Raw genomic sequence first — 21115 nt, 5'->3', positions numbered from 1 at the left:
GGAGCACGCATGGATCCAAAGGTGTACGAACTAATCAACGATCAAATCAACAAGGAGCTCTACTCCGGATACCTGTACCTGACCTTCGCGGACTTCTACGAAGCGGAAGGCCTCAAGGGGTTTGCCAACTGGTATATGATCCAGGCGCAGGAAGAGCGCGATCACGCCATGATTTTCCGCAAGTACCTGCTGGACAGCGACTGCCCGGTGAAGATGAAGGCAATTAGCGAGCCCGACAAAACCTTCGAAGCGGGTGACCACATGGGCCCGCTGGAGGCCGCGTTGGCGCATGAAAAGTACGTGACGAGCCTGATCAACGACATTTATGCCGCGGCCTATGATGCCCGCGACTTCCGCACCATGAACTTCCTGAACTGGTTTGTGGACGAACAGTTGGAAGAGGAAGCCAACGCCAGCGAAATGATTTCGAACATGCAGCTGTTCGGGAGCGACCCGAAGGGCCTGTACGATCTTGATCGCGAGTATCTGGCGCGTACGTATCACGTGCCTTCGCCCTTGGTTGCCGAATAAGCGGCGACCTACAAGGAAGGCTGGTGGGGAAGATTCCCTGCCAGCCTTTTGGTTTTACGACTCGCCGCGTGCGGTTGCGGACGCCCGCCTATATGGGCGCTAATCCTGCACGAAGTCCTCGCGGTATGGCGTGAACGTGTCGAGCAAGATGCCGGGCTCCAGGCATACGCAGCCATGAATGACGCCATCACGTTTGAGCATGGTGTCGCCAGCCTGCACCACGCGCTTTTCACCGTCGATTTCGAATTCGAACTTCCCGCTCACCACATAAGTAATCTGCGTGTGCGGATGACTGTGCAACGCGCCCACGGCGCCGCGTTCGAAGGTATTCTCAACCAACATCAGGTCGTCCGAATATGCGAGAATGCGGCGGGTGATTCCATCGGCCTGCTCGGGCACTGTGTCTTTGCGAAATATCCAACGATCGTTTTTCATGCGGTTCTCCTTCATGCGGGTTGCGCCAATAATCTCTGCAGATAGCATACCTTGCCGCTAGGCGCTTTCAAGGTGCGCGCCCGTGCGACGCCCCCGCGACCCAGCGGGTGGCACCCCCTCGCGGTAGGGCGCGAGCGAAGCAAAGCGCCCGTAGGGCAACCCCATCGACCCGTCCCGGTCGTCCAAGAGGACCTGCGCGGATGGGGCGGCTGTAAGTCAACTACCGGTTGCTGGGCCGGCCCACGCTCCCCTGCGGGGGCACTGCGAAAGCATTCAAATTGCGCTACGTTCGGGATTGGCCGCGGAGGGCGGGAGGCGAAGCCTCACGCAAATCCGCGGCCAATCCCGAACAGCGCAAGTAGAAGCATGAGCCAGCGCAGCGCATGAGCGATGGCATTTGCCCCGTTGAGGGGCGAATGCCGAGCGAACAGCGGAGCGGTGCCCCGCAGGGGAACGCGGGCCGGCCCCGGGACGGAGCGAATGGGCAAACTTACAGCCCGTACCAGCCGATGCCCTCGTAGCTCCAGCCCACGCCGCGCAAATGGTCGCGTTCGCTCGTGCTGGTGGTGTAGTGGTGCGCTCCCGCAACGGCGTTGGGGTTGTACAGGCGGTACACCGGCGTTTTGCTGGTGGAGGGCGCAATCCACGCCTGCCCCTCGTATCGCCAGCCCACGCGCTTCAGATGGTCGCGTTCGCTCGTGTTCGCCGTGTAGAAGTGCTCGCCCGAATTCGGGTTGTACAGTCGATGCATTATCTGCGCGTCCACCACGGGCGGGTTGGGGTTGTCGGGGGACTTGATGGTCGTTTTCCACGAGCCGGTTATCTTCTCGTAGAACGGCGCCTCTGCCGTGTAGTACGTCGTGTAGGTGCCGGGTTCGCTGCGCATCGGCGCGTTGGCATAGATGCAGTTATCGGCGCTCACGCCATAGCGCACGGTTGCGGTTGCGGGCACGGTGGACACGCTACCCAGGCTCTGCGGCGCCCCCGTGTAGGTAAGGCTTGGCGCGTTCACCGTCGCCTGAATGGCGCCCGTCGTAGACGAGAGCGTGAATACTTGCATGGTCGCCTCGTAGTTGCTGGTACGGGGCGTACGCACGGTAACGGTTGCCGTGCCCGTTTCCTTCGGCGTGATGGTGATAACGCCATCGCTCACGCTTGCCTGGAAGTTTGCGCCGCGGCAGCTTACCGTGGGTTCCACTTCCGCGGCGTACGTGATGGTGAATGCGTTGGGGAAGGTGCTTTGTGGCAGGCCCTGCAGCGTGAGCGTGGGCGTGGCGCGAACGATCGTGGAGGTGAAAACTCCCACAATCGCTCCGCTCGTTCCGGCCTTGTGATTGGAATCGCCCCTGATGCTGTAGCTAATGGAATAGGTTCCGGCTTCGGTGCGTTCGGGAATGGCTTCGGAAAAATCGTCACCCAGGCTGTACAGCACTACGCCGCCCTTCACGGTTCCCGGTTCCGCGAGCGCGTGCGGCAATCCGTCATAGACAAGGTCGGATGCGGGGGTGGGCGCGGTGTATTCGACGGGCGCCTTTTCGATGTTCACGAGCACGTCGGTGGGCTGCACGATGCAATAGTTGGCAAGTACGCTGGCGTCTCCCGCGAGCGCGTAGCCAGAAACGGTGACGGGCTTGTTGGTACCCGCGGAATCGTCTGCCATCGTGCCCGTGGGCGTGCCTGCGAGGGCGACTTCCTCGCCGGCGATGATTCCGGAAAGCGTGCCTCCCGAAACGTCGACGTGCGTGTCGTCTTCGCTAAAGACGCGGCTGGTTGCCTGGGCTCCCAGCACATAGAGTGGTGCGGGCTCGATTGACCAGGTGATTTCTCGTGGCTCGGTGCTCCCGTCGCTCCAGCAGTATTGCTCGGAGGGCGTTGCCGTGGCCGTGTAAGTGCCCGCATTGGTGGCCGATGCGTTGGCAAGCGCGTAGCCGCGGCCGGTGGGCACGCCGATTTGCGATAGCCCGCTATAGTGCAGGCCCTCTACGGGACTTGGCGTGTCGATGATGTGGTTCCAGATGGCGTAGAGCGTCACGTCACTCGCGGTTGAAAACGATGCGCCGTCTGCGTAATCGGCGTGCGTTGCCGTGCGCTCGAGGCTCCAGCCTGCGAATACGCTTCCGTCGCAGGTGAACGTGCACGATTGCAGATTGCGCGCCTCGTTTGCCGTGAACGGCTGGGTGGGCATCGTACCTTCGCCCCCGTTGGCGTCGAAGGTGACGGCGCAGTCGGGCGTCCAGGCGTGGTAGAAGCCGTCGAAGGAGCCGGCCGCGGCCGTGTCATAGTACGAGAATCGCGTGCTTACAGCCAGGAATTCCGTGGAAGAGGGGCATGCGGTCATGGAAATGGGAAGGCCGCCGTTCGCATCGCCGTTCGTGGCCTGCGCGTTCGTGGTGGCGTAGACGTTGCCACCGGTGATGGTGAGCGAGCCTCCGTTGGAGGCGCCACTGCCCGCGCCGATGCTGGCGCCGTTCTGATTGCCGGTTCTCGCGAGAACGGTGCCGCGTGCGATGTAGACGTTTCCGCCCGCGCATTCGTATCCACCGCCGATGCCTGCGCCGCCCGGAGCACTGGTCGTGGCGCTTACCATGCCTCCCAACAGGGAAATGTCGCCAGGTGCGTGCCCTGCGTCGCTGCCGATGGCTGCGCCATCTTGGGGCGTGTCGTAGGTTGCTACCAGCCGGCCCGTGCCATTGCCCTGCCCATAGACGGTGAGGCTCGCGTTTTCGTTCACGGCGATGCCGCCTTGAATGGCAAGCGTGCTTCCGTCGAGCAGCACGAGGCGCACGTCGCCTGCGGTTGCAACGCGCCCGGAAATGGTCACGTTCGTCATGGCTTCCACGACGTACCAGGTCGTTTGCCCTGTCGTTCCCCACGTTGCCTGCGAGGGCGAGACTGGCACGCCCGTAACCGCCGCTCCATCAAGCTCGTTCGTGGGGTCGATAACGGTGGGGGAGTGCGGCACGCCGCCGTCGTTCGTGTAGGAAACCGTGAAACTGGTGGCAGCCCATGCGTTGGTGCTGGGGGTGAAAAGGCAGGCGATTGCGCACGCTATGCCGAGCGCGATGAGTGCGAATCGAATGCGAGCGCAAGCCATGGGAACCCCCAATCCCGCACGCGGTGTGGAGCTGTGCCGCGCGCTTTGTCTATAGCCCTCCTATTTTCTCACATTTTGATACGTACTTCATAGCATTTCGCGTTACAGATGCGTCACGCTACTTTCAGGAAGGTTTAAGGGCGCGCCCGCATACTGTAAGCACATCAACGGAAGGTTCCCTCCCCACACATCCCTTCCTTCCCTCCTTCCGCTGATACCTTGCACCTGCCCCGCAGCTCTCGCACAAGCTGCGGGGCGTTTGTTTTTGGTAGGGTTAAGCGGGTTTAGTTGGCCTTATGCATAATGCGTGCTGGATGGGCTATAGCGACAGAAACCACCCTATAAGAGAAAGAGGGGCACACCCAGTCGGCCGATTGAAAACCCAGTTAGAGCGATAAGTTTGCTACTGTCGCTCATTGTGGTTATCGTTTGGGGCGTTAGGTGCTAAGCGTGTTCAATTGCGTGACAGAAGACGACGCACGTAATTGCAATACTTCTGGTTAAGTCCACCCACTTGATGCGTCTCCCCCTGTTGACGCTTTCTGGCGACATAGTTCTTCCCCTTCTGGTTCTTCGTTAAGGCGGCCCGCTTGTTGTTGAGCGTATTGGGTGATTATTTTTTTGCCCAAGTATAGCGAGATTGCCCACCACGATATGACTCATCTGCACTTTTGCTTGGACGCGTTTCCGGAGGATTGGTGACGGGATTAAGGGGGGGGCTGATATCGTGGGCTGGGTGTTGCGTGTCTCTAGGCGGCCAGCGCGTGAGTTCTTGAAGGCTTCTGGGCATCTAGTCGTTGGTGGTGTTATCCTAAATACAGCATATACACAGTAGTGGCCGAATATGTTGTATTTGGCATTGGCGGAGGGGAATGGAAGAGCACATGGCGGACCGTCCTAAAGTGTCGGTTATCGTGCCTGCATATAATGCGGAGCAGTACCTACGAGAATGTCTTGATTCCCTTCTTGCTCAGTCGCTAGGCAATATCGAAATCATCTGCGTTAACGACGGATCGACCGATTCAACGGCTGTGATTCTTGATGGGTATTGCAAGCGTGATTCTCGCGTTCGCGTTCTCGATAAGCCGAATAGTGGGTACGGTCATAGCATGAATGTGGGTATGGATGCGGCTCGTGGTGAATGGCTGGCGAGCGTTGATGCCGATGACTACGTGGCTCCTTATGCGTACGAACGCATGCTTGCCGTCGCCGAGGAGAATCACCTTGATTTTCTGAAGACCGATCGCGCGTATTTTCGTGATGGGAATGCGGAACGTTCGTTTCGTCGTGCTCCCATTTCTCGCGACAAAAAGCATTATCAGGTTCTTCTGAACCCATCGCTTGACCCTTGGAGGTCATCCATTAAGCCTGGCCAGCCAGGATTTTATAGTTTGCAGTTTTTGCGTGACCACGGTATTAGGCATAACGAAACGCCGGGGGCGTCTTTCCAGGATACGGGCTTTTACGCTCAGGTGCTTTTCTGGGGAAGCCGCGTGATGCTGCTTGAGGATGAAACGTATTTGGTGCGCGAGGATAATCCGGGACGCTCTACATGCGACGCTTCGAAAGTGTATTGCATATGCGACGAGTATGACTTTGTCCGCAGTATGGCCCTGAAGGTTCCCGAGGAGCGTCGTGCTGCATGTTTGAAATCGGCGGCTGCGATGCGCTTCGATGGTTACGTGTGGAATGAATCTCGATTGGCCCCCGCCGCGCTTTCTGGTTTTGTCGAACGTGCGCATGAGGACTTCGTACGTTTGCGTGACGAAGGCGAGGTAGACGAATCCTACTTCACTGAGGCTCAGTGGGGGAGGCTGCGTTTGCTGCTGGAAAATCCCATGGAGTATTACGCGCGTTTTTGCTTTGTTCCCGTGGAAGATGGGGTGGCAAATCCGCGTATGGAGGTAATGCACTTGAAGGGTCGAATCGCCAACGCCGATAGCCAGGCGCACGTGCTTCAGCGCCAAAACGACGTGCTTAGGGAGCGTGTTCGTAAGCTTGAGAAATCGAATAGCTATCGTATAGGGCGTGCTATTACGGCGCCCGTGCGGGCAGTGAAACGAATGATGCGCAAGAAAGGCGGTAAATGATGCCTCGGCAACTTCCATATGACGTGCTCATTGTCGGCGCCGGATTATTCGGCTCCATTATTGCGAGGGAAGCCGTCGACGCGGGCAAGCGCGTTCTCATCGTTGAGCGGCGCGATCATATTGGCGGCAACTGCTATACCAAGCAGGTCGAGGGTATCCAAGTTCATGTGTATGGTGCGCATATCTTCCGAACGAATGACGAGGAGATATGGGACTATATGCGACGTTTTTGTCGCTTCAACAATTTCGTGAATAGCCCCGTTGCGAACTATAAGGGCGAGCTGTATAACCTGCCGTTCAATATGAATACGTTCCATGCCTTGTGGGGCGTCAATACGCCAAGCGAGGCTAAGGCGAAAATCGCAGAGCAGAGCGTTCCTTGCTCCAATCCTCAGAATCTCGAGGAGCACATCCTGAGCCTTGTTGGCCGAGATATTTACGAAAAGCTGGTTAAAGGGTACACCGAGAAGCAATGGGGTTCCCCTTGCACGGAGCTGCCCGCATCGATTATGCGTCGTATTCCCGTTCGCTTTACGTTCGATAATAACTACTTCAACGCGGCGTATCAGGGCATTCCCGTCGGAGGTTACACTGCATTGTTCGAAAAGCTGCTTGAGGGAGCTGAAGTGCGCTTGAATACGGACTTCCTCGAGAATCGCGCTGAGCTTTTGTCGTTGGCTGACACCGTTGTGTACACGGGACCTATCGACGAGTATTACGAGTTCGACAAGGGGGCGCTTGGCTATCGAGGTTTGCGTTTTGAGCACGAAGTGCTTCAGGAGGAGAACCATCAGGGCGTTGCGGTGGTAAATTATACCGACCGCGAAACTCCCTACACGCGCATAATCGAGCATAAGCATTTCGAGTTCGGGACCCAGCCCGTAACGGTCATCTCTCGGGAGTACCCGGCGGATTGGCACGTAGGGGAGGAACCCTACTATCCTATGGAGGATGCCGAGAATCGCGCTCGATACGACGCCTATAAGCGACTTGCGGATGAGGATAAGCAGGTTGTGTTTGGCGGTCGTCTGGGTGAGTATCGTTATTACGATATGCAGGATACCGTGAAGTCTGCATTAGCGTTGAGCGATCATTTGTTCTGGGGGGATGATCATGAATAAGGCGCTTGTCGTTTTTGGAACACGACCTGAGGCAATCAAAATGTGCCCGCTCGTGCTGGAGCTTAAGAGGTCATCGGGCATCGAATGCGTGGTGTGCGTAACGGGACAACATCGCGAGATGCTCGATCAAGTGCTTGCCGCATTTGATGTGGTTCCCGATTTCGATTTGTCGATTATGAAGCAGAATCAGACGCTGTCGGATATCACTGCGGATGTTCTGCTGGGAATGGGCTCGGTGCTTGATCAAGTCGAACCGGACATCGTATTGGTGCATGGTGATACTACGACGAGCTTTGCGGCGGCGCTCGCTGCATTTTATCGTCAAATTCCCGTGGGCCATGTCGAGGCGGGTCTGCGTACCCATAACTTGTATTCCCCGTTTCCGGAGGAGTTCAATCGTCAATGCGTGGATGTGCTTTCGAGCTGGTGGTTTGCGCCGACTAAGGCTTCGGCGCAGAACCTCATGCAAGAGGGGCGAGATTCCGAGCGCATTGTCGTAACGGGTAATACTGGCATCGATGCTTTGAATACGACCGTCAATCCCTCGTATGCGCATACCGAGTTGGACTGGGTGGGCGACTCGAGGCTGCTGCTTGTCACCGCGCATCGTCGTGAGAATCTAGGGGCACCCATGCATTCGATGTTCCGCGCAATCAGGCGCATTGTCGAAGAGCATCCCGATGTTAAGGCGATTTACCCCGTCCACCTCAATCCTAAGGTGCGAGAGGCTGCGCATGCGGAACTCGATGGATGCGACCGTATTAGGCTTATCGACCCTCTAGACGTGCTCGATTTTCATAATTTCCTTGCCAGGAGTTTTGTCATCCTCACGGATAGTGGCGGCATCCAGGAAGAGGCCCCTTCGCTAGGCGTTCCCGTGCTGGTGATGCGCGATACGACGGAACGCCCCGAAGGAATCGAGGCTGGCACGCTTAAGCTGGTGGGAACCGCTGAAGAAGATATCTATCGTGAGTGCAATCGTCTCTTGGTCGATGAAGCGGAGTACGAGCGCATGAGCAAGGCGTCTAACCCGTATGGCGATGGCCGTGCGAGCATGCGAATTGTCCAGTGCCTTTTGGGCAACGCTGATAAAGCGTCAATTGAGTGGGGAGAATAATACGTTGAAGGGTTTTGTGGCAAGTTGGTTTTTCCCTCCGTCAACTTCTTCGGAGGGAATCGTTGCGTTTAAGTTGCTCAGTCATTCTGTGCATCATTACGATGTTTGTTCCTCGTTGAGTAACCAATGGGGGTATGACGCGCAACTTCCCTTAGAGTCGGACAACATCACGCCCATTCATGTCGATACGGATGAGATAAGCGTTTGGGTTGAGGCCGCGGTTGCGGAGTTTGAAAAGCGTCACGCGCAAGAGCCTTACGACTTCGTTATGACGCGCAGTATGCCTCCGGAAAGCATTGTCGTTGGCGAGAAGATTAAGCAGAGGCATCCTGATATCCCATGGATTGCTTCTCTGGGGGACCCCATATCGCGTGTTCCTCATATGATGCGCGATTTGCTTGATAAAACGAAATCGCTTACTAAGAGCGAAAAGCAAGAATTGCGTTTGGATTTAAACGAGCTATCTGATTGCAGCCAATGGTTGGGTCGGGGCGATGCTGGCGTTGACCTGCTTTGCCAATATAAACGGTACGAGATAACCGCTGTTAAGAAGGCGGATATGCTGGTGTTCCCCAATGCTCCGCAGGCAAAATATATGCTGTGCGGATTTCGGCGGGATAACGTTGCTGTTATTTCTCACTCGTATGATGAATCGTTATACCCAACGGAGGCCTTTTCGAAGAGCGCTGACTCGCGCGTGCAATTAGTTTTTTTGGGACAAGCGTATAAAGATCGATCAGTCGAGCCATTTATTCATGCTCTTAATCTCCTTCGCGATAATAATCCGTACGCTTTTGAAAAGCTGCATCTACGTTTTGTCGGGTCGGTTACTGATAACTCACGTAGTCTTATTTGGAATTACTACTTGAATGATGCGGTTAGCATTGAAGATGGCGTAAGCTATCTCGATAGTTTGTCGATAATGAAGCGAGCGGATTGGTTACTTCATGTCGATGGTTGGTTCAAGGCGTTTAGTTCTGCCGGCGGTTCGGTGTATCTTGCGGGGAAGCTTGCTGATTATGTGGGTGCTCGTAAACCCATTCTTGCGATTACGGGGCAGCACTCTCCGGCGGATAGGCTCATCCGGCAGTATGGCGGGCTTACGTTTGCCGAGTGGGATATTGCTGGAATCGCAGATGCTTTGGAGCGTATTGCTCTGGGGACGTATGTTCCGCAAATCAACGAAAGTTATGCGGAGTGGTATTCCTCGTCAGAGCAAGCTCGATTACTTGATGAGGGGATAGCTCGTCTGTACGGCAAAGGGGATACTGTTGGGGTTTTCGGTGAGCCCAATCCTGTTTGCAAGTGCGATAAATTGCTGTCGATTTGTGTTCCGTCTTACAACGTGGAGTACACGTTGGGTCGTTGTTTGGACTCGCTGCTTGCCTGCGGAAGCCCTGAAGCGCTGGATGTAATCGTCGTTAACGATGGGTCTCGTGATCGTACCGCTGAGATTGGCCGGGGATATGAAAAGCGGTACCCGGGCATTGTTCGACTTGTCGATAAGGAGAATGGTGGTCATGGGTCAACGATCAACGAGGCGCTCAAGCGGGCCACGGGGAAGTACTTTCGCGTTGTCGATGGCGATGATTGGCTTGATCCCGATGAGCTAACTCGTCTTTTGAATCGTCTACGCAATATGGACGAGACGGTCGATCTTGTTGTCTCCGATTATTGCCAAATCAATATGACGAGCGGCGCCATAACGCGCATTACTAAGAAATCGAAATCTATTTGCTACAACCGTGTGTATGACATTGGCGACCTTGATCTTACGAAGGAATACTTTTCTCTGGGAAATAGCGCGTACCGAACGGAATTGCTGCGTGAATGCGGCCTCTGCCTTTTTGAACACTGTTTTTACGTTGACGTTCAGTTTCAAATGCAACCATTGCCCTTTATCGAAAAACTCGTTTTTTTGGATGGCAATTTGTACCATTACGCTATTGGTGATGCCGAGCAGAGCGTCAATCCCCGTTCGTTCGTGAATCGATACGACAACCATGATCGAGTTATGAGGGGTGCGCTCGAGTATTACTTCAAAGTGCGCGACATAATGAAGCCGTCTGTTGCGCGCTATTATGAGCACCTTGTTCTTAATAACTTCCTGAAGACGCACTATACGATCTCGCTCGTGTTCGATCGTGATAGGGAACGCGGTTTGCGTCGGGCAAAAGAGTTTGATGAGTACTTGCGGTCCTTGAGCCCGGAATGGTATCGAAAAGCAGGGGAGATGTACACGATGCTCCCCGACCTCCGACAGTGTGCGTTCGATCCGGAGCGAGCTCCTAAGAAGCTTGCGCTTAAGAAATCCCATCCTTCAGCCATGCAGAGGGTTGGTCGTAAGTTCGTTCGCAAGCTAATGGGTGGCGGCATGGGCGATGTTGTTGCGGCGGAGGTTAAGAAGCGGAATAAGTAACCGTATAGGAGAAACGGCATGCGATTCCTTCATGTAGCCGAGTCGTTTGGCTCTGGCGGCGTAGAGAAATTTATTAATGGCTGCTCTTCCGCGTTGGAAGAGCAGGGAGATGAGTGTTTTCTGGTCGCCAATGCCGTCGATGAAGCCGCATGCTCGCTGCCCGATGAGAGAATAATACGAGGGTGGCATTGCTATGGTTTTTTCGATGCGACGGTTGTGTCGTTTCTGGAGAGCGTTGAAAAACTCGCATCGATTATCCGACGTTATAACATTGATGCCGTTATCGCGCATCCGTTTTATTCGCTGTACCCAGCTGTGATTGCGGCGAAGATCGTCGGCGTGCCTGTCTCGTACGTTCTGCATGGCTTCTCTAGCTCAACGTTTCCGTGGACTCCCATCGAGAATGCCTACTTCCAGTATTTGTTCCGCGAGATGGTCGACCATATCTTTGTTGTCGGCTGGCATTTGATGCCTGTGGGTGGATCGGTTGTAAGCCCCGTTTCCTTGTTGCGAAACCCCCTTGATCTAAGTGTTTCCGCTGAGGTGGATGACGCTCTTCCGCAGAACCGAGAATGGGCTCTCGTTTCCCGCCTCGACGAAGATAAAATGGGCGGCTTGGTTTGCTTCATAAAATGGTTGCCCGATTTGCCCATAGAACACCTTCATATTTATGGAAATGGCAATAGCGAAAGCGAGCTAGAGGAGTTGTGCGCTTCGGTCGGCGTAAGCGACCGCGTTACGTTTCACGGCTATCAAGCTTGCTGGGAGAGGGAAATCGCCACAAACGTTTTCGGCGTTGTTGGCTTGGGCCGTGTCGCCGTGGAGGGTTTGGCGCTGAACCGTCCTGTCATTCTTTTGAGTCAAGAGAGCAATCCGTGCGGCGTTGTCGATGGGCCTTTGTTTGAAAAATCGCATGATTCTAATTTTGCGACAACGGGGATTAGCAGGCTTCGTTCTTCGGAGGCTCTCTCTTCTCAGTTACTGGAAGTATATGCCCAGCCTGGTCGTTTTCAATTCTCCGAGCGCGTATGCCAGCTCTTTTCGAAGCGGGAGAGCTCGCGAGTGATTAAGGCGGCGTTTGAGGGGGTGGATGCCTCATCGGATGCACTATGGCGTTCGTACGTTTCAAGGCTTCGAGAAGCCGATCGGGACGCTTTGTTTTTCAGCGATGTGAGGGTTTTCGAAGTGTTCTCTGACGCGTTTTTGCGCAGGATGAGGCTTCCCATCTCTTACACGTCGGCTATTTCTGCGTTGTCGGAAGGCAATGCGCGTCACTACGGCGCTGTCATTGAAGAGATTGGAGGGGAGCTTGCTACCGTCCGGAATGTGATGGGCCAATCGATCGATGAAGTTTTTGCTCTGGTTCGTAGCAACTCGGAGGCGCTGAATGGCGTAGTCGAGCAAAATGCTAAATTCGCAGAGCGGCTTAAAATTCAGACTGCTCAAATGGAACAGCTTCGCTTGCAAAATGAAAAGCTGGATGGTTTTCTAACGAAGGAAATTGAGCGAAATCGAGCATTGCTGACGTCGCATTCGTGGCGTATTGGCAGGCTTATAACCGCTTTTCCTCGATGGGTTAAGCGAACGTGCAAGCGATTGTTGCGAAAATAGCACGTGCCTTCATCTGTGCGTTCTGATTGAGTGGCGATGTGGTCCTGGGTCGTCGGCGTTACGCGAAATACAAATCGACCAAGTACGCTGTGTGTGCTTTGCTGATGCGACCGTCCGGGTCTGTGCCATGTATAATCGAGAGCGTTGTACATGAGGTAGCGCATTGTTGTGGGTGCGTTCGTCCGGGGTCAAGGTTGCGTAATCTGCTACTCCGTTTTACTTCATGATCCGACGTTTTGGCCCCACGGATTCGGAAATGCTGTTTCGGGAAATTTACTGCCAGTGGCCGCCCGTTCCGAATTTGCTCCGTTCCTCCGCGAGTGTATAGTGCTGCGAGGGGTCGTTCTTGCTGCTTCCGTGCCATTCGGGCACGCGCTTCTCGGCTGGCTCCTTTAATGTCTTAGCGCACAGGCTTGAGCTCTTGCGAATTTGCTTCGCGAGCGTTTTGGTTGTAACGCTGCCGCGAGACATGGCGTATCGGATGGCCTCTATCTCGTATCCGTTTAGGACGTCCATAACGTTCGACCCTATGCGATTCTCGAGGTTTTCTTGCTGACGCAATGTTCTTGCGCCGATATTGTTTTCCAATGTGAGAAGTACGGCGGCGTTATTCGGCTCGGAAAATGACGGTGGGTTACAGCGTTGATCACCTCCCCTCGAACCAGTTGAATTCCGGATATTCGGGAACCACCTTGAATAGCCCGTCGTCGCCAAGGAACTGGAATTCGCGCAATTGCTCGGCAATTATCGCATGGGCGTCGTCTATCACTTTTGGCAAAGGGCAATCGAATGTTCTGTCCTTCACGATGTTCATTCGCTTGCCTGTCTCGCGCTTTACGCCATCATAGCGCAGCACTCGAACACGGGCCCAGGGCATGAACTATGGCGGATATTCTGCGAACAGCAGGATGCCCGCGTTGGTCAGGTGGCCGTTTCTCATGAATCCATGGCTGCGGAGAATCTGTTCGTCAGAGACATCCGTTCCTATGGCAGTCTTGTAGCGGGCCATCACCTCCGGATCGATATCCTTGATGGAGGAACGCTCGTCAACTTCATCTTCGTATCGTCGCTGATTCTTGTCGTATTCGAGTGCAAGCATCTGTTCTCGGTCGAGGGTTACGCTCTTGTCTTTCTGTCGTAAGAAGACCGCCTTGTCCCGGCGCCTCGTGATGGCGCGTTCAGCCGAGGCTTCGATATCGATGACGAGAATCAAGTCGTTTTCGCCTTTGGAGTTAGTTACGGGAACTTCAACCACCTCAGCCTTGGGAATCGAATCGCAGCACGTTATTGCAGCCTGTTTGAAATCCTCGACGTCGTGTGTTTTGTCGCGCTTGAAGCCGGTTAATTCGCCGTCGTCCTCTATGCCGATGACAAGCTTTCCTCCCGCGAAGTTGGCAAAGGCGATAATATGCTTCGCTATCTCATCGGCGTCCTTGCGTGCGCTCTTTCGATCGAAGTACTGATTTTCTTTTCGGTGGCGAATACCTGCGGATTATAGGTGTCGATAGGTTGCTGCATCTATCCTCCGTTTCTTCCCCGGTTGATTGTTCTAGCAGCGTTATGCCTTCAATCGTATGCGGCAACAGTAAGCAGTCGTAGGGCAATTCGGAGAATAACGAGGGATTTCTTGAGCCAATGCGGAATCGAGCACGCTGCTCCTTGTGCCTCAAGTTGCCGCTACCAAGCGTTTGGTGGGCGGCAGCATGGCCAAACTCAGATAGATTGTACGTGCAATATCGCGACGGCACATTCCGTACATAAGAGAATTCCTATTGAGCTCATCTCCCATTCTCTGGGCAAAATTCCTGTTGGCGTCCTCTAAGATTATTCCTGCGCTATTTTAGTCAGTTCAACCGAGTCAGATAGCGGAGTGAGTTTGTAGAGTGTTCCATTTTCGATGGGAGTGTCGAAAAGACACTGGTAGTTCGAACGGAAAGAGTCTGTAGCGTTATTTACGAATAAGTATTTGTTTGATTGTAGGAGGGCAAGCATTTCGTCGTTGTCGAGAATCCACGTGTAACCATCCAGTGTGTATCCTCCATTTTCAATGGACCTGCTGATGCTTACTCCATTGGTGTAGTAAGCCAATTGCAGGGTTTGAAAGGGATGCTGTCCTTCGTTAATGTGCAGAACTCTTTGAGTGGGATCATTAAGATTTGCAGTGAGGAATGCTGCATCTGCTTTAGTTTCGCTAGTGCTGGCTTTTCAGCCTCGTTTGAGTGGGCGAGCATGGCGGATGCGGCTTAGTTAGCAAGGAGTACATGACGCCGCCATGTATATTCAGAAACGTTCTAAGGACGGCGTGTATTGTTATGGGTGCGTTTGTCTGGGCAGCTTACAGGTGATATTGCGGGGGCGTATTGGCTGCATGAAATGGGTAAAAGATCATAAGCGATTTGCTGTTGTCGTTGCGATTGCGTCATGCGTGATGGTGGCTATGAGCGCCATTGCGCTGTGCGTGCATTCGAAGGGACCGAGCGGCATCAAATACCTGAAGGACCTTCCTGCACGTGAGGCCGTCTTTGTCGTTACGTTGCTTTTGGGCGTAGTTGCGCTTGCAATTATCATGCTTCAACTGGCAAAACGCCTTCCGGGTTGGGTGCGAAGGAGCCAGGAAAAGCCTGCACGCTGGAATCTGCGGCTTTCCCCTAAGCCGGTGCTTATTTGTGCGGCTATCATACTGGCCTGCTGGTTGCCGTGGATGTTCTTGCAGTATCCCATTTCCAATACGTTTGACACGTATAACCAGCTCTACCAGTATCTTACTGATGCCCCCACGTACTACACGACGATGAACGTGTTCGTTGACGCGGAATATATCGACCACCATCCCGTGCTCGTAACGCTTCTATACGGCGCATTTCTGTCGCTGGGCGACTTGCTGGGTTCTCAGAATTACGGGCTCTTCGCCTACAGCCTATTCCAATCGTCCCTAACGGCGGTGGTCCTTGCGATCACGTGTTGCTATGCGGCCGACCGACTCGCCATTTCGCAGCGCTTTGCTGAGATTGGGGTGGCCATATGCGCGTTGTGCCCCCTCTTCCCGCAGTGGGCAACGTATATGGGCAAGGATTCGCTGTTCTCGATTTTCTTCCTCGCGTACATGATTTGCTTCGTCGAGGTTGTCCGTTCGAAAGGTGCGTGCTGCAAGAGCAAGGCGTTTATGGTTGCGCTTGTTCTTGTTTCGCTCCTCTCCATGGTTACGAAGAAGCCCGGACTGTATATCGTTGCCGCTTCTAATCTCTTTCTGCTGGTCTATTGCTGGCGAAGTGGGTATCGTTGGCAGTCGGTCGTGCAGCTTCTGGCTCCGCTTGCCGTTGCGGTCGTTCTCGTCCCCGCGATTGTATATCCGCTTATTGGGGGCGTTGCGCCAGGTGGCAAGCAGGAAACGCTGGGCGTGTTTCTTCAGCAGGCGATTACGGTCGTCAAGGAGAGTGATGACCTTTCGGCTGACGAGCGCGAAGCGCTGGAAGGCGTGCTTGACGTCGATAAGGCCACGTCTGCCTATTCGCCTACGCTCGTTGACCCGGTGAAGAGGCAATTCAGGCTAGACGCTTCAACGGGGGATATCATGCGCTTCTTCGGGGCATGGGCGAGCATAGGCGTGCGGCATCCCGTTGAGTACGCGAAATCGTCCTTGAACATCGCTTCGGCGCTTTTGGCCCCCGCTCTTCCCTTTACGTACGGCTCGACGCTCGAGACGTACAAGACCGAGAACGTGCAGAATTGGCTCATCGCCAAGATTGACAATCCCGACTTCAAGACGACGTTCTTCAAGCCCAAGTATTTGCAATCGGCCGAAGAAGACGTTGCGGGTGCATGGAGGGAAATCGCCAAGACCCCATTGCTGGGCATCTTCCTCTCACGCGGCTTCTATGGCGGGTGGTTGCCGCTTATATGCTTCGTCTTGGTTGGGTTCTTCCGCCGTCGGAACATGCTCTTCTTCATCCCGATTGTGATGAGCATGCTCGTGGCATTTGCATGCCCGGCGGTAAGCCCGCGATACGTGTTGCCGCTCGTGTATTGCATGCCCCTTATGCTGGCTTTGGTGTGCTATTCGGCTGGTACGGCAGAGAGCCCGAGTGGGCGCCTCGTGAGCGATAGGTGCGATGCGTTGAGAGCTTCTTGTTGATTAGGCGAATGCGTATTGCGGTATCATCTTTATCTAGACGAATGAAGCGCTGTGGGGAATGGCAATACGTGATTTAGCAGCGGTAAGTCGATTCCATTTGGTCCGACATTACATCTCGTTCTTTTGGGCGGGTTCGGTCTACCGTGCTGGGTAGTGTTTCTTGTATGCGTCGGGTGGGGTTATCGAGATGGCAGTAGGGGCAATTGAGCATGCTTGCAATTTGTGATCATGACATTTCTGAGGCGCGTATGGCATTTTCTGCCCTGCGACATCCGAAGAGATTGCTGTTGGCCCTCGTTGGTGCGGTTGGCGTGTTTTTGTGTGCAATGGGCTCGTATCGCATCAGTGTCCCTTTTTCGATTCTGATTGCTGCTGCTTATTTTTTGCTGTTGGTTATTGTGCGAAGCGATTATAAGTTGCGAAGCGCTGGCGATTACGTTGCGCTTGCCTTTGCATCGTTTTTGGTAGCCTCATGTTTTGCGCTTGGCGAGCCTCTAGAAGCATTTGGGCGCACTGGGTACATCAATATTGTTACAGTGCCCTTTTTGAGTGTTGCATTTTTCGCTATGGCGTTTGCGGTTCTTAAGATTGGTCGGTTCTTTCTCGCGAAGAGTCGATTCGTCCTGGGCCGAAAGAGCTGCTCGGCTCCGCTTGCCCGGTCGCTTGTTCTTGCGATATGGGTTGCGTGGGTTGTTTGGTACCTGACGCTATTCCCGGGGGTTTATGGCTACGATGGCGGCTTTTTCTATCTCGAGTGGGATAACCCCAATACCCCGGTTGTTTCGCACTATTCCGTTCTTTATACGTGGCTCTATTATGAAGTGATTCGCATAGGAAGCTGGGCATTTGGCAGTGTTCAGCTGGGTTTTGCTTTGTTTGCTGCCCTGCAAATGGCGCTTGTGCTCTATAGCGTTTCTCGGGTTGTTTTATTCCTGTACAAGAATGATTGCAGCGCAATCGTCGTTATTGCTGCTGGAGTCTACTTTGTTGTTTGTCCTTGGCTTCCTATATTGTCGGTATCGAGTGCCCAAGACGCGGTTTTTATGGCTATGTTCGTTCTGGCTTTATTGAACGCAATCGAATTGCTTCGTTGTCGTTCGGACGCGCGGTTGGCTGCAATAAGGCTGGTGCTCTGCCTTGTCGTTTTTTCCCTGGTTCGCAATAACGGAATCATTGTCGTAGCGTTTTCCTTGTTTCTTTCAGTGTTTTTGCTTAGGGGTGAATCGAGGCGGCTTCGGGCTGGGGTTGCTCTTTGTCTTATTGTTCCAATCTTGCTTACCCTAGTTGTTCAGGGGCCGATTTATTCTCTACTGAATGTTCAGCCAAGCCAGTCCATTAGGGAATCTCTGAGTGTTCCTGTGATGCAGCTTAGTAGGGTCCACGAGTCTAGCAAGCTTGCGGAGGAGCGTTCCGCGATTGAGGAATATCTTGATTCCGAAGGAATGGGTCTCTATTCGCTAGAGCCCGAAATCTCTGATTCGATGAAAGGCGGGCTCGATGTAGAAAAGGTGAAAGGAGATCCTGCGCGCTTTTTCTATGAGTACGTGAGAATTGGCATAGCTCATCCAAAGAAATACCTGGATGCGTTTGGGATGCTGAATCTTGGTCTTTGGTATCCGTTTAAATCATATCCAGATACAAGAATGTACCATCCGTTTATAGAGACCGAAGATATTCAAGGCCCAGCGTGCAATCCGGATTACATAGACATTAGGTCGGCGAGCGTATTTCCCGATTTGGACGCATTGGTCAATCATTGTTTTGGCGGATGTCAGTTTGGCGAACGTGGGGATGAGGCGTTCTCGAGTTTTCCGTTTTCGTTCTTGATTAAGCCTGGGACGTATACCATTTTTCTGCTTGCGGCAACGTTGGTCTTTTGGATTAGGCGGCAAAAAGCGGAGCTATTCATCTGCACGTTCTTTTGGGGGGTTGTCATAACGGTTGCCTTTGCTCCCGTTGTGCTTTGCCGTTATGTGGCTCCTGTAATGATTGGCGCGCCCCTTCTGTTTGGTTTGCTATCGAAACCAGTTGAAGGGCTGCGAGCTGCGACGAGCCGGAATAAGTGATTGCATTCTGTTGCGTTGAGCGTAGCTGCGGCATTTGCATGCCCGGCGGTGAGCCCGCGATATCTGCTGCCGCTCGTGTATTGCATGCCCCTCATGTTGGCCCTGGCGTGTTATTCGGCCGGTATGGCGCAGAGCTCGAGCGGGGTGTCTCGCGAGCGGTAGGTGCGCTACGGGCCGTCGTTCTGGGCGGGGAATTAATAGGCGACTATGGTCGAGAAGAAAAATTAAGGGGTTTCCCCTTGCGGTGAAGTGAACCCCGATAGTTGGACTGGAAACTTTTGTTTCCAGTCCAACTATCGGGGTTCACTTCATTTACTCCAATCTTGGTTTGCTTGCGCGTTTGCCCTGCCGCGATTGCTGCGCAAATTGCAGCGGCTGCTGTTGCGAGTGCGGTAATCAGGCCTGTGATTTGTTGGCAATCCATGAGGCTTCTTTCTGCGAATTGAATGAGCGGAGCGTTAGGAGTTTCTGGCGGCTATTGGCTTATCAACCTTCCTGCCAGCAAGTGCGCGTCGGTCATGCCGGGAGCGGGAACGGGTTCCGAATGGCACGCGCGTTTGGTGCGGGCGTGGTCGATTGCTTGTTTGATCTCTTCATCAGAGAACTGGGTTGGGCTGATTCTTTTATCGTAACGGGGCCAATGCTTCTTCAATTTTGCATCGACCTTTTGCGGCGTCGTACAGCCATTGGCGCGTTCGTAGTGCATTAAAATGAATAGCTCGAATTTAGGATTGCTGATGGCCAGATGGTGACGCGGATCGGCTTTCTCCCATTCGAGTAGCTCTTTGAATTCGGCTTCGCTCCAGGTATCCACGTCGACGACGACCCATGCCTCGTCGTTTTGGCGGAAGTCTTCTGTGCGCATGGCTTTTTTGAAGCGCTTTAGGACCTGGCTTGGGTTGCGCCTGCCGGGATGAATGTCCTTTGGGAATCTAATTGAAACCTCGCAGTTCCTAAAGGCATTCATCCCAAGATAATCCTTTTCGGTTTGCCCTTCTGCGCTAACCCAGCACACGTTCTTGTATTCGCGTGTGTTTTTCTTTCTTTGAAGTGGGTCCCTCTTTTTCCTAGCCACGTGTTCCAGCTCCCCCGAACATTGGAATACCGCCAAAGCGACCGTCTAGATAGCTTCGCACAAGGTCTTTGTCGTAGCGGATGCCATTGAACTCGGCGAGGCCTACGAGCTCCGAGCAGCCATCGACGCCACGTTGGGCTATGTACATTTCGTCGCGGCGCATGATGGACTGGTCCATGAGCAGGAGGTCGTGCGTGGTGAATAGCAGCTGCTTACGCGTATCCTCTCCGCACGTGCAAAGGAAGTCGCGGATGAGCTGCGCAGTGAGCATGGTATGCAGGCATCGGTCGAGTTCGTCGACGATGTAGACTTTCGCCTGTGCTGACCCATCTGCGTTTTGCAGGTCGAAGAGCATCGGCAAAAGACCCATGAGGCGCTGCGTGCCCGACGACTCCATTCCAAGGTCGAAGCTGTGGGTATTGCCATCGGGGCCCAAATGCAGTGTACGCATGCGCTCCACGCGAGGTTCTCCAGCATCGGCGTGAATGGTGAGCATTTCGAACTCGTAGTCGCCCGCTTTCTTCTCCATCACTGCCGTGATTAGGTCGTCGCCTTTCAACTCTGCAATTCGCTTTCGAAGTCGGGCGTCTTTGGGCAAGATATTTGGGTCAACGCGTTCGCCCTGCAATCCGACGATTCCCGTGTCGAGGCGAGAAAGGGTGGAAGAGGCGTAATCGAGGAAGCCCTCTTTGCTGTCCGCCGCTGTTGCAAAGGACCATGCCTGCGACTCGACGCCAACCAATTCGAGTATTTCGGAAAACCAGCTATAGGCTTCGAGTAGGCCGGAGACATTTTGCGCCACAGCGTTTCCGAGAAATGTTTGGTTCGTGCGGGTGGTTTTGCTCACGAACTTCAGGAAATCAGGGTCGCCAAGCTCCGGGTTGAAAGAATAATCGTCTTCGCCTTGTTCGCCGCTTCGTTCAAAGAGCTCAATGCAAGCCTTTTCAGAGATCGTTTCGAGCGACTCGTACGAAATGGCGTTTGATGTGGCCTCGAGGACGTAGCGATAGATCGTTTGATTGACGAGAAACGTGATATCGAAAGTGGTGGGCTTCGACAGGGAATCGGCGTCGAGACTGAAGGGCTCTACGGGGAGCACGCCATCTATTCCGAAATCGGAAAGGACCATGTTCTTCAGTGCCGCGATTCCTTGGAATACGCCCGTTTTGCCTGCGGCATTTCCACCGTAGATGGCTCCGACCGGAAGGGCTTTCTTGCTTCGGAATCCGGGAATGCGCGTAAGCGTTTCTTTATGCTGTCGCTCGAGCGACGAAGTCATGTTGAGTGATGCTTCGTTTTTGTAGGACATCCAGTTTTCTACAGTGAAATTCAGCAGCATGGCAATCTCCTTTTACATCGAAAGAGATTATATCACATTCGTTGTCTATTATAGTGCGACGCCAAATGACGTCAAAATGCAACGA

Annotated in this window: 14 protein-coding genes; 8 read left to right on the top strand and 6 right to left on the bottom strand. The window is 53.9% G+C overall.

Features of this window, described 5'->3' with window-relative positions; translation table 11 throughout:
• The first annotated feature begins 9 nt into the window (after positions 1–9).
• Positions 10–531: a ferritin gene (locus AC04P6_RS04385; RefSeq protein WP_475565379.1), complete on the top strand. Its 522-nt coding sequence runs from the start codon at positions 10–12 to the stop codon at positions 529–531.
• A gap of 99 nt (positions 532–630) precedes the next feature.
• On the opposite strand, the gene AC04P6_RS04380 is transcribed toward AC04P6_RS04385, so the two are convergent.
• Together AC04P6_RS04380 and AC04P6_RS04375 are read right to left on the bottom strand one after the other, a co-directional pair.
• Positions 631–966 carry a cupin domain-containing protein gene (locus AC04P6_RS04380; protein ID WP_475565378.1) on the bottom strand — a complete coding sequence of 112 codons (336 nt, stop codon included), beginning with the start codon at positions 964–966 and terminating at the stop codon, positions 631–633.
• A gap of 490 nt (positions 967–1456) precedes the next feature.
• Positions 1457–4060 (bottom strand): InlB B-repeat-containing protein, encoded by a 2604-nt coding sequence (locus tag AC04P6_RS04375; protein ID WP_475565377.1) that lies wholly within the window; start codon positions 4058–4060, stop codon positions 1457–1459.
• An 872-nt stretch (positions 4061–4932) separates the two neighbouring features.
• On the opposite strand from AC04P6_RS04375, the gene AC04P6_RS04370 reads away from it, so the two are divergent.
• Genes AC04P6_RS04370 through AC04P6_RS04350 form a run of 5 tightly spaced genes read left to right on the top strand, consistent with a single transcriptional unit; the run spans position 4933 to position 12418 of the window.
• Complete coding sequence (locus AC04P6_RS04370; RefSeq protein WP_475565376.1) at positions 4933–6150, top strand: glycosyltransferase family 2 protein; 1218 nt, start codon at positions 4933–4935, stop codon at positions 6148–6150.
• On the top strand, positions 6147–7271 hold the full coding sequence (gene glf / locus AC04P6_RS04365) for a UDP-galactopyranose mutase (RefSeq protein ID WP_475565375.1): 1125 nt from the start codon (positions 6147–6149) through the stop codon (positions 7269–7271). Before AC04P6_RS04370 ends, glf begins: the two co-directional genes overlap by 4 nt.
• Positions 7264–8388: a non-hydrolyzing UDP-N-acetylglucosamine 2-epimerase gene (gene wecB / locus AC04P6_RS04360; RefSeq protein WP_475565374.1), complete on the top strand. Its 1125-nt coding sequence runs from the start codon at positions 7264–7266 to the stop codon at positions 8386–8388. Before glf ends, wecB begins: the two co-directional genes overlap by 8 nt.
• Positions 8306–10807, top strand: coding sequence for a glycosyltransferase (locus AC04P6_RS04355; protein ID WP_475565373.1), 2502 nt, complete (start codon positions 8306–8308; stop codon positions 10805–10807). Before wecB ends, AC04P6_RS04355 begins: the two co-directional genes overlap by 83 nt.
• An 18-nt stretch (positions 10808–10825) precedes the next feature.
• Complete coding sequence (locus AC04P6_RS04350; RefSeq protein WP_475565372.1) at positions 10826–12418, top strand: glycosyltransferase; 1593 nt, start codon at positions 10826–10828, stop codon at positions 12416–12418.
• Positions 12419–13064: 646 nt separating this feature from the next.
• Here the strand turns inward: AC04P6_RS04350 and AC04P6_RS04345 are convergent.
• The gene (locus AC04P6_RS04345) at positions 13065–13295 is read right to left on the bottom strand and encodes a hypothetical protein (protein WP_475565371.1); all 231 of its coding nucleotides are present in this window, start codon (positions 13293–13295) and stop codon (positions 13065–13067) included.
• 3 nt (positions 13296–13298) lie between these two features.
• Positions 13299–13901, bottom strand: coding sequence for an AlbA family DNA-binding domain-containing protein (locus AC04P6_RS04340; protein WP_475565386.1), 603 nt, complete (start codon positions 13899–13901; stop codon positions 13299–13301).
• A 789-nt stretch (positions 13902–14690) separates the two neighbouring features.
• On the opposite strand from AC04P6_RS04340, the gene AC04P6_RS04335 reads away from it, so the two are divergent.
• Positions 14691–16550 carry a DUF6020 family protein gene (locus tag AC04P6_RS04335; protein ID WP_475565370.1) on the top strand — a complete coding sequence of 620 codons (1860 nt, stop codon included), beginning with the start codon at positions 14691–14693 and terminating at the stop codon, positions 16548–16550.
• 209 nt (positions 16551–16759) lie between these two features.
• A complete protein-coding gene (locus tag AC04P6_RS04330; RefSeq protein WP_475565369.1) occupies positions 16760–18616 on the top strand; it encodes a DUF6020 family protein in 1857 nt (618 codons plus the stop codon).
• Between the two features lie 475 nt (positions 18617–19091).
• On the opposite strand, the gene AC04P6_RS04325 is transcribed toward AC04P6_RS04330, so the two are convergent.
• Complete coding sequence (locus AC04P6_RS04325; RefSeq protein ID WP_475565368.1) at positions 19092–19691, bottom strand: RloB family protein; 600 nt, start codon at positions 19689–19691, stop codon at positions 19092–19094.
• A complete protein-coding gene (locus tag AC04P6_RS04320) occupies positions 19684–21030 on the bottom strand; it encodes an AAA family ATPase (RefSeq protein WP_475565367.1) in 1347 nt (448 codons plus the stop codon). Before AC04P6_RS04320 ends, AC04P6_RS04325 begins: the two co-directional genes overlap by 8 nt.
• Positions 21031–21115 lie beyond the last annotated feature (85 nt).

The organism is Denitrobacterium sp. (genome assembly GCF_056180635.1).
Note: the sequence above shows the minus strand (reverse complement) of the source record. Positions and strands in the feature narration are given on the sequence as shown.

Excerpts from the sequence above, each read along its gene's own strand:
- AC04P6_RS04385 (WP_475565379.1), top strand. The coding sequence starts at position 10 with ATGGATCCAAAGGTGTACGAACTAATCAACGATCAAATCAACAAGGAG.
- AC04P6_RS04380 (WP_475565378.1), bottom strand. The coding sequence starts at position 966 with ATGAAAAACGATCGTTGGATATTTCGCAAAGACACAGTGCCCGAGCAG.
- AC04P6_RS04375 (WP_475565377.1), bottom strand. The coding sequence starts at position 4,060 with ATGGCTTGCGCTCGCATTCGATTCGCACTCATCGCGCTCGGCATAGCG.
- AC04P6_RS04370 (WP_475565376.1), top strand. The coding sequence starts at position 4,933 with ATGGAAGAGCACATGGCGGACCGTCCTAAAGTGTCGGTTATCGTGCCT.
- glf (WP_475565375.1), top strand. The coding sequence starts at position 6,147 with ATGATGCCTCGGCAACTTCCATATGACGTGCTCATTGTCGGCGCCGGA.
- wecB (WP_475565374.1), top strand. The coding sequence starts at position 7,264 with ATGAATAAGGCGCTTGTCGTTTTTGGAACACGACCTGAGGCAATCAAA.
- AC04P6_RS04355 (WP_475565373.1), top strand. The coding sequence starts at position 8,306 with ATGGCGATGGCCGTGCGAGCATGCGAATTGTCCAGTGCCTTTTGGGCA.
- AC04P6_RS04350 (WP_475565372.1), top strand. The coding sequence starts at position 10,826 with ATGCGATTCCTTCATGTAGCCGAGTCGTTTGGCTCTGGCGGCGTAGAG.
- AC04P6_RS04345 (WP_475565371.1), bottom strand. The coding sequence starts at position 13,295 with ATGCCCTGGGCCCGTGTTCGAGTGCTGCGCTATGATGGCGTAAAGCGC.
- AC04P6_RS04335 (WP_475565370.1), top strand. The coding sequence starts at position 14,691 with ATGTATATTCAGAAACGTTCTAAGGACGGCGTGTATTGTTATGGGTGC.
- AC04P6_RS04330 (WP_475565369.1), top strand. The coding sequence starts at position 16,760 with ATGCTTGCAATTTGTGATCATGACATTTCTGAGGCGCGTATGGCATTT.
- AC04P6_RS04320 (WP_475565367.1), bottom strand. The coding sequence starts at position 21,030 with ATGCTGCTGAATTTCACTGTAGAAAACTGGATGTCCTACAAAAACGAA.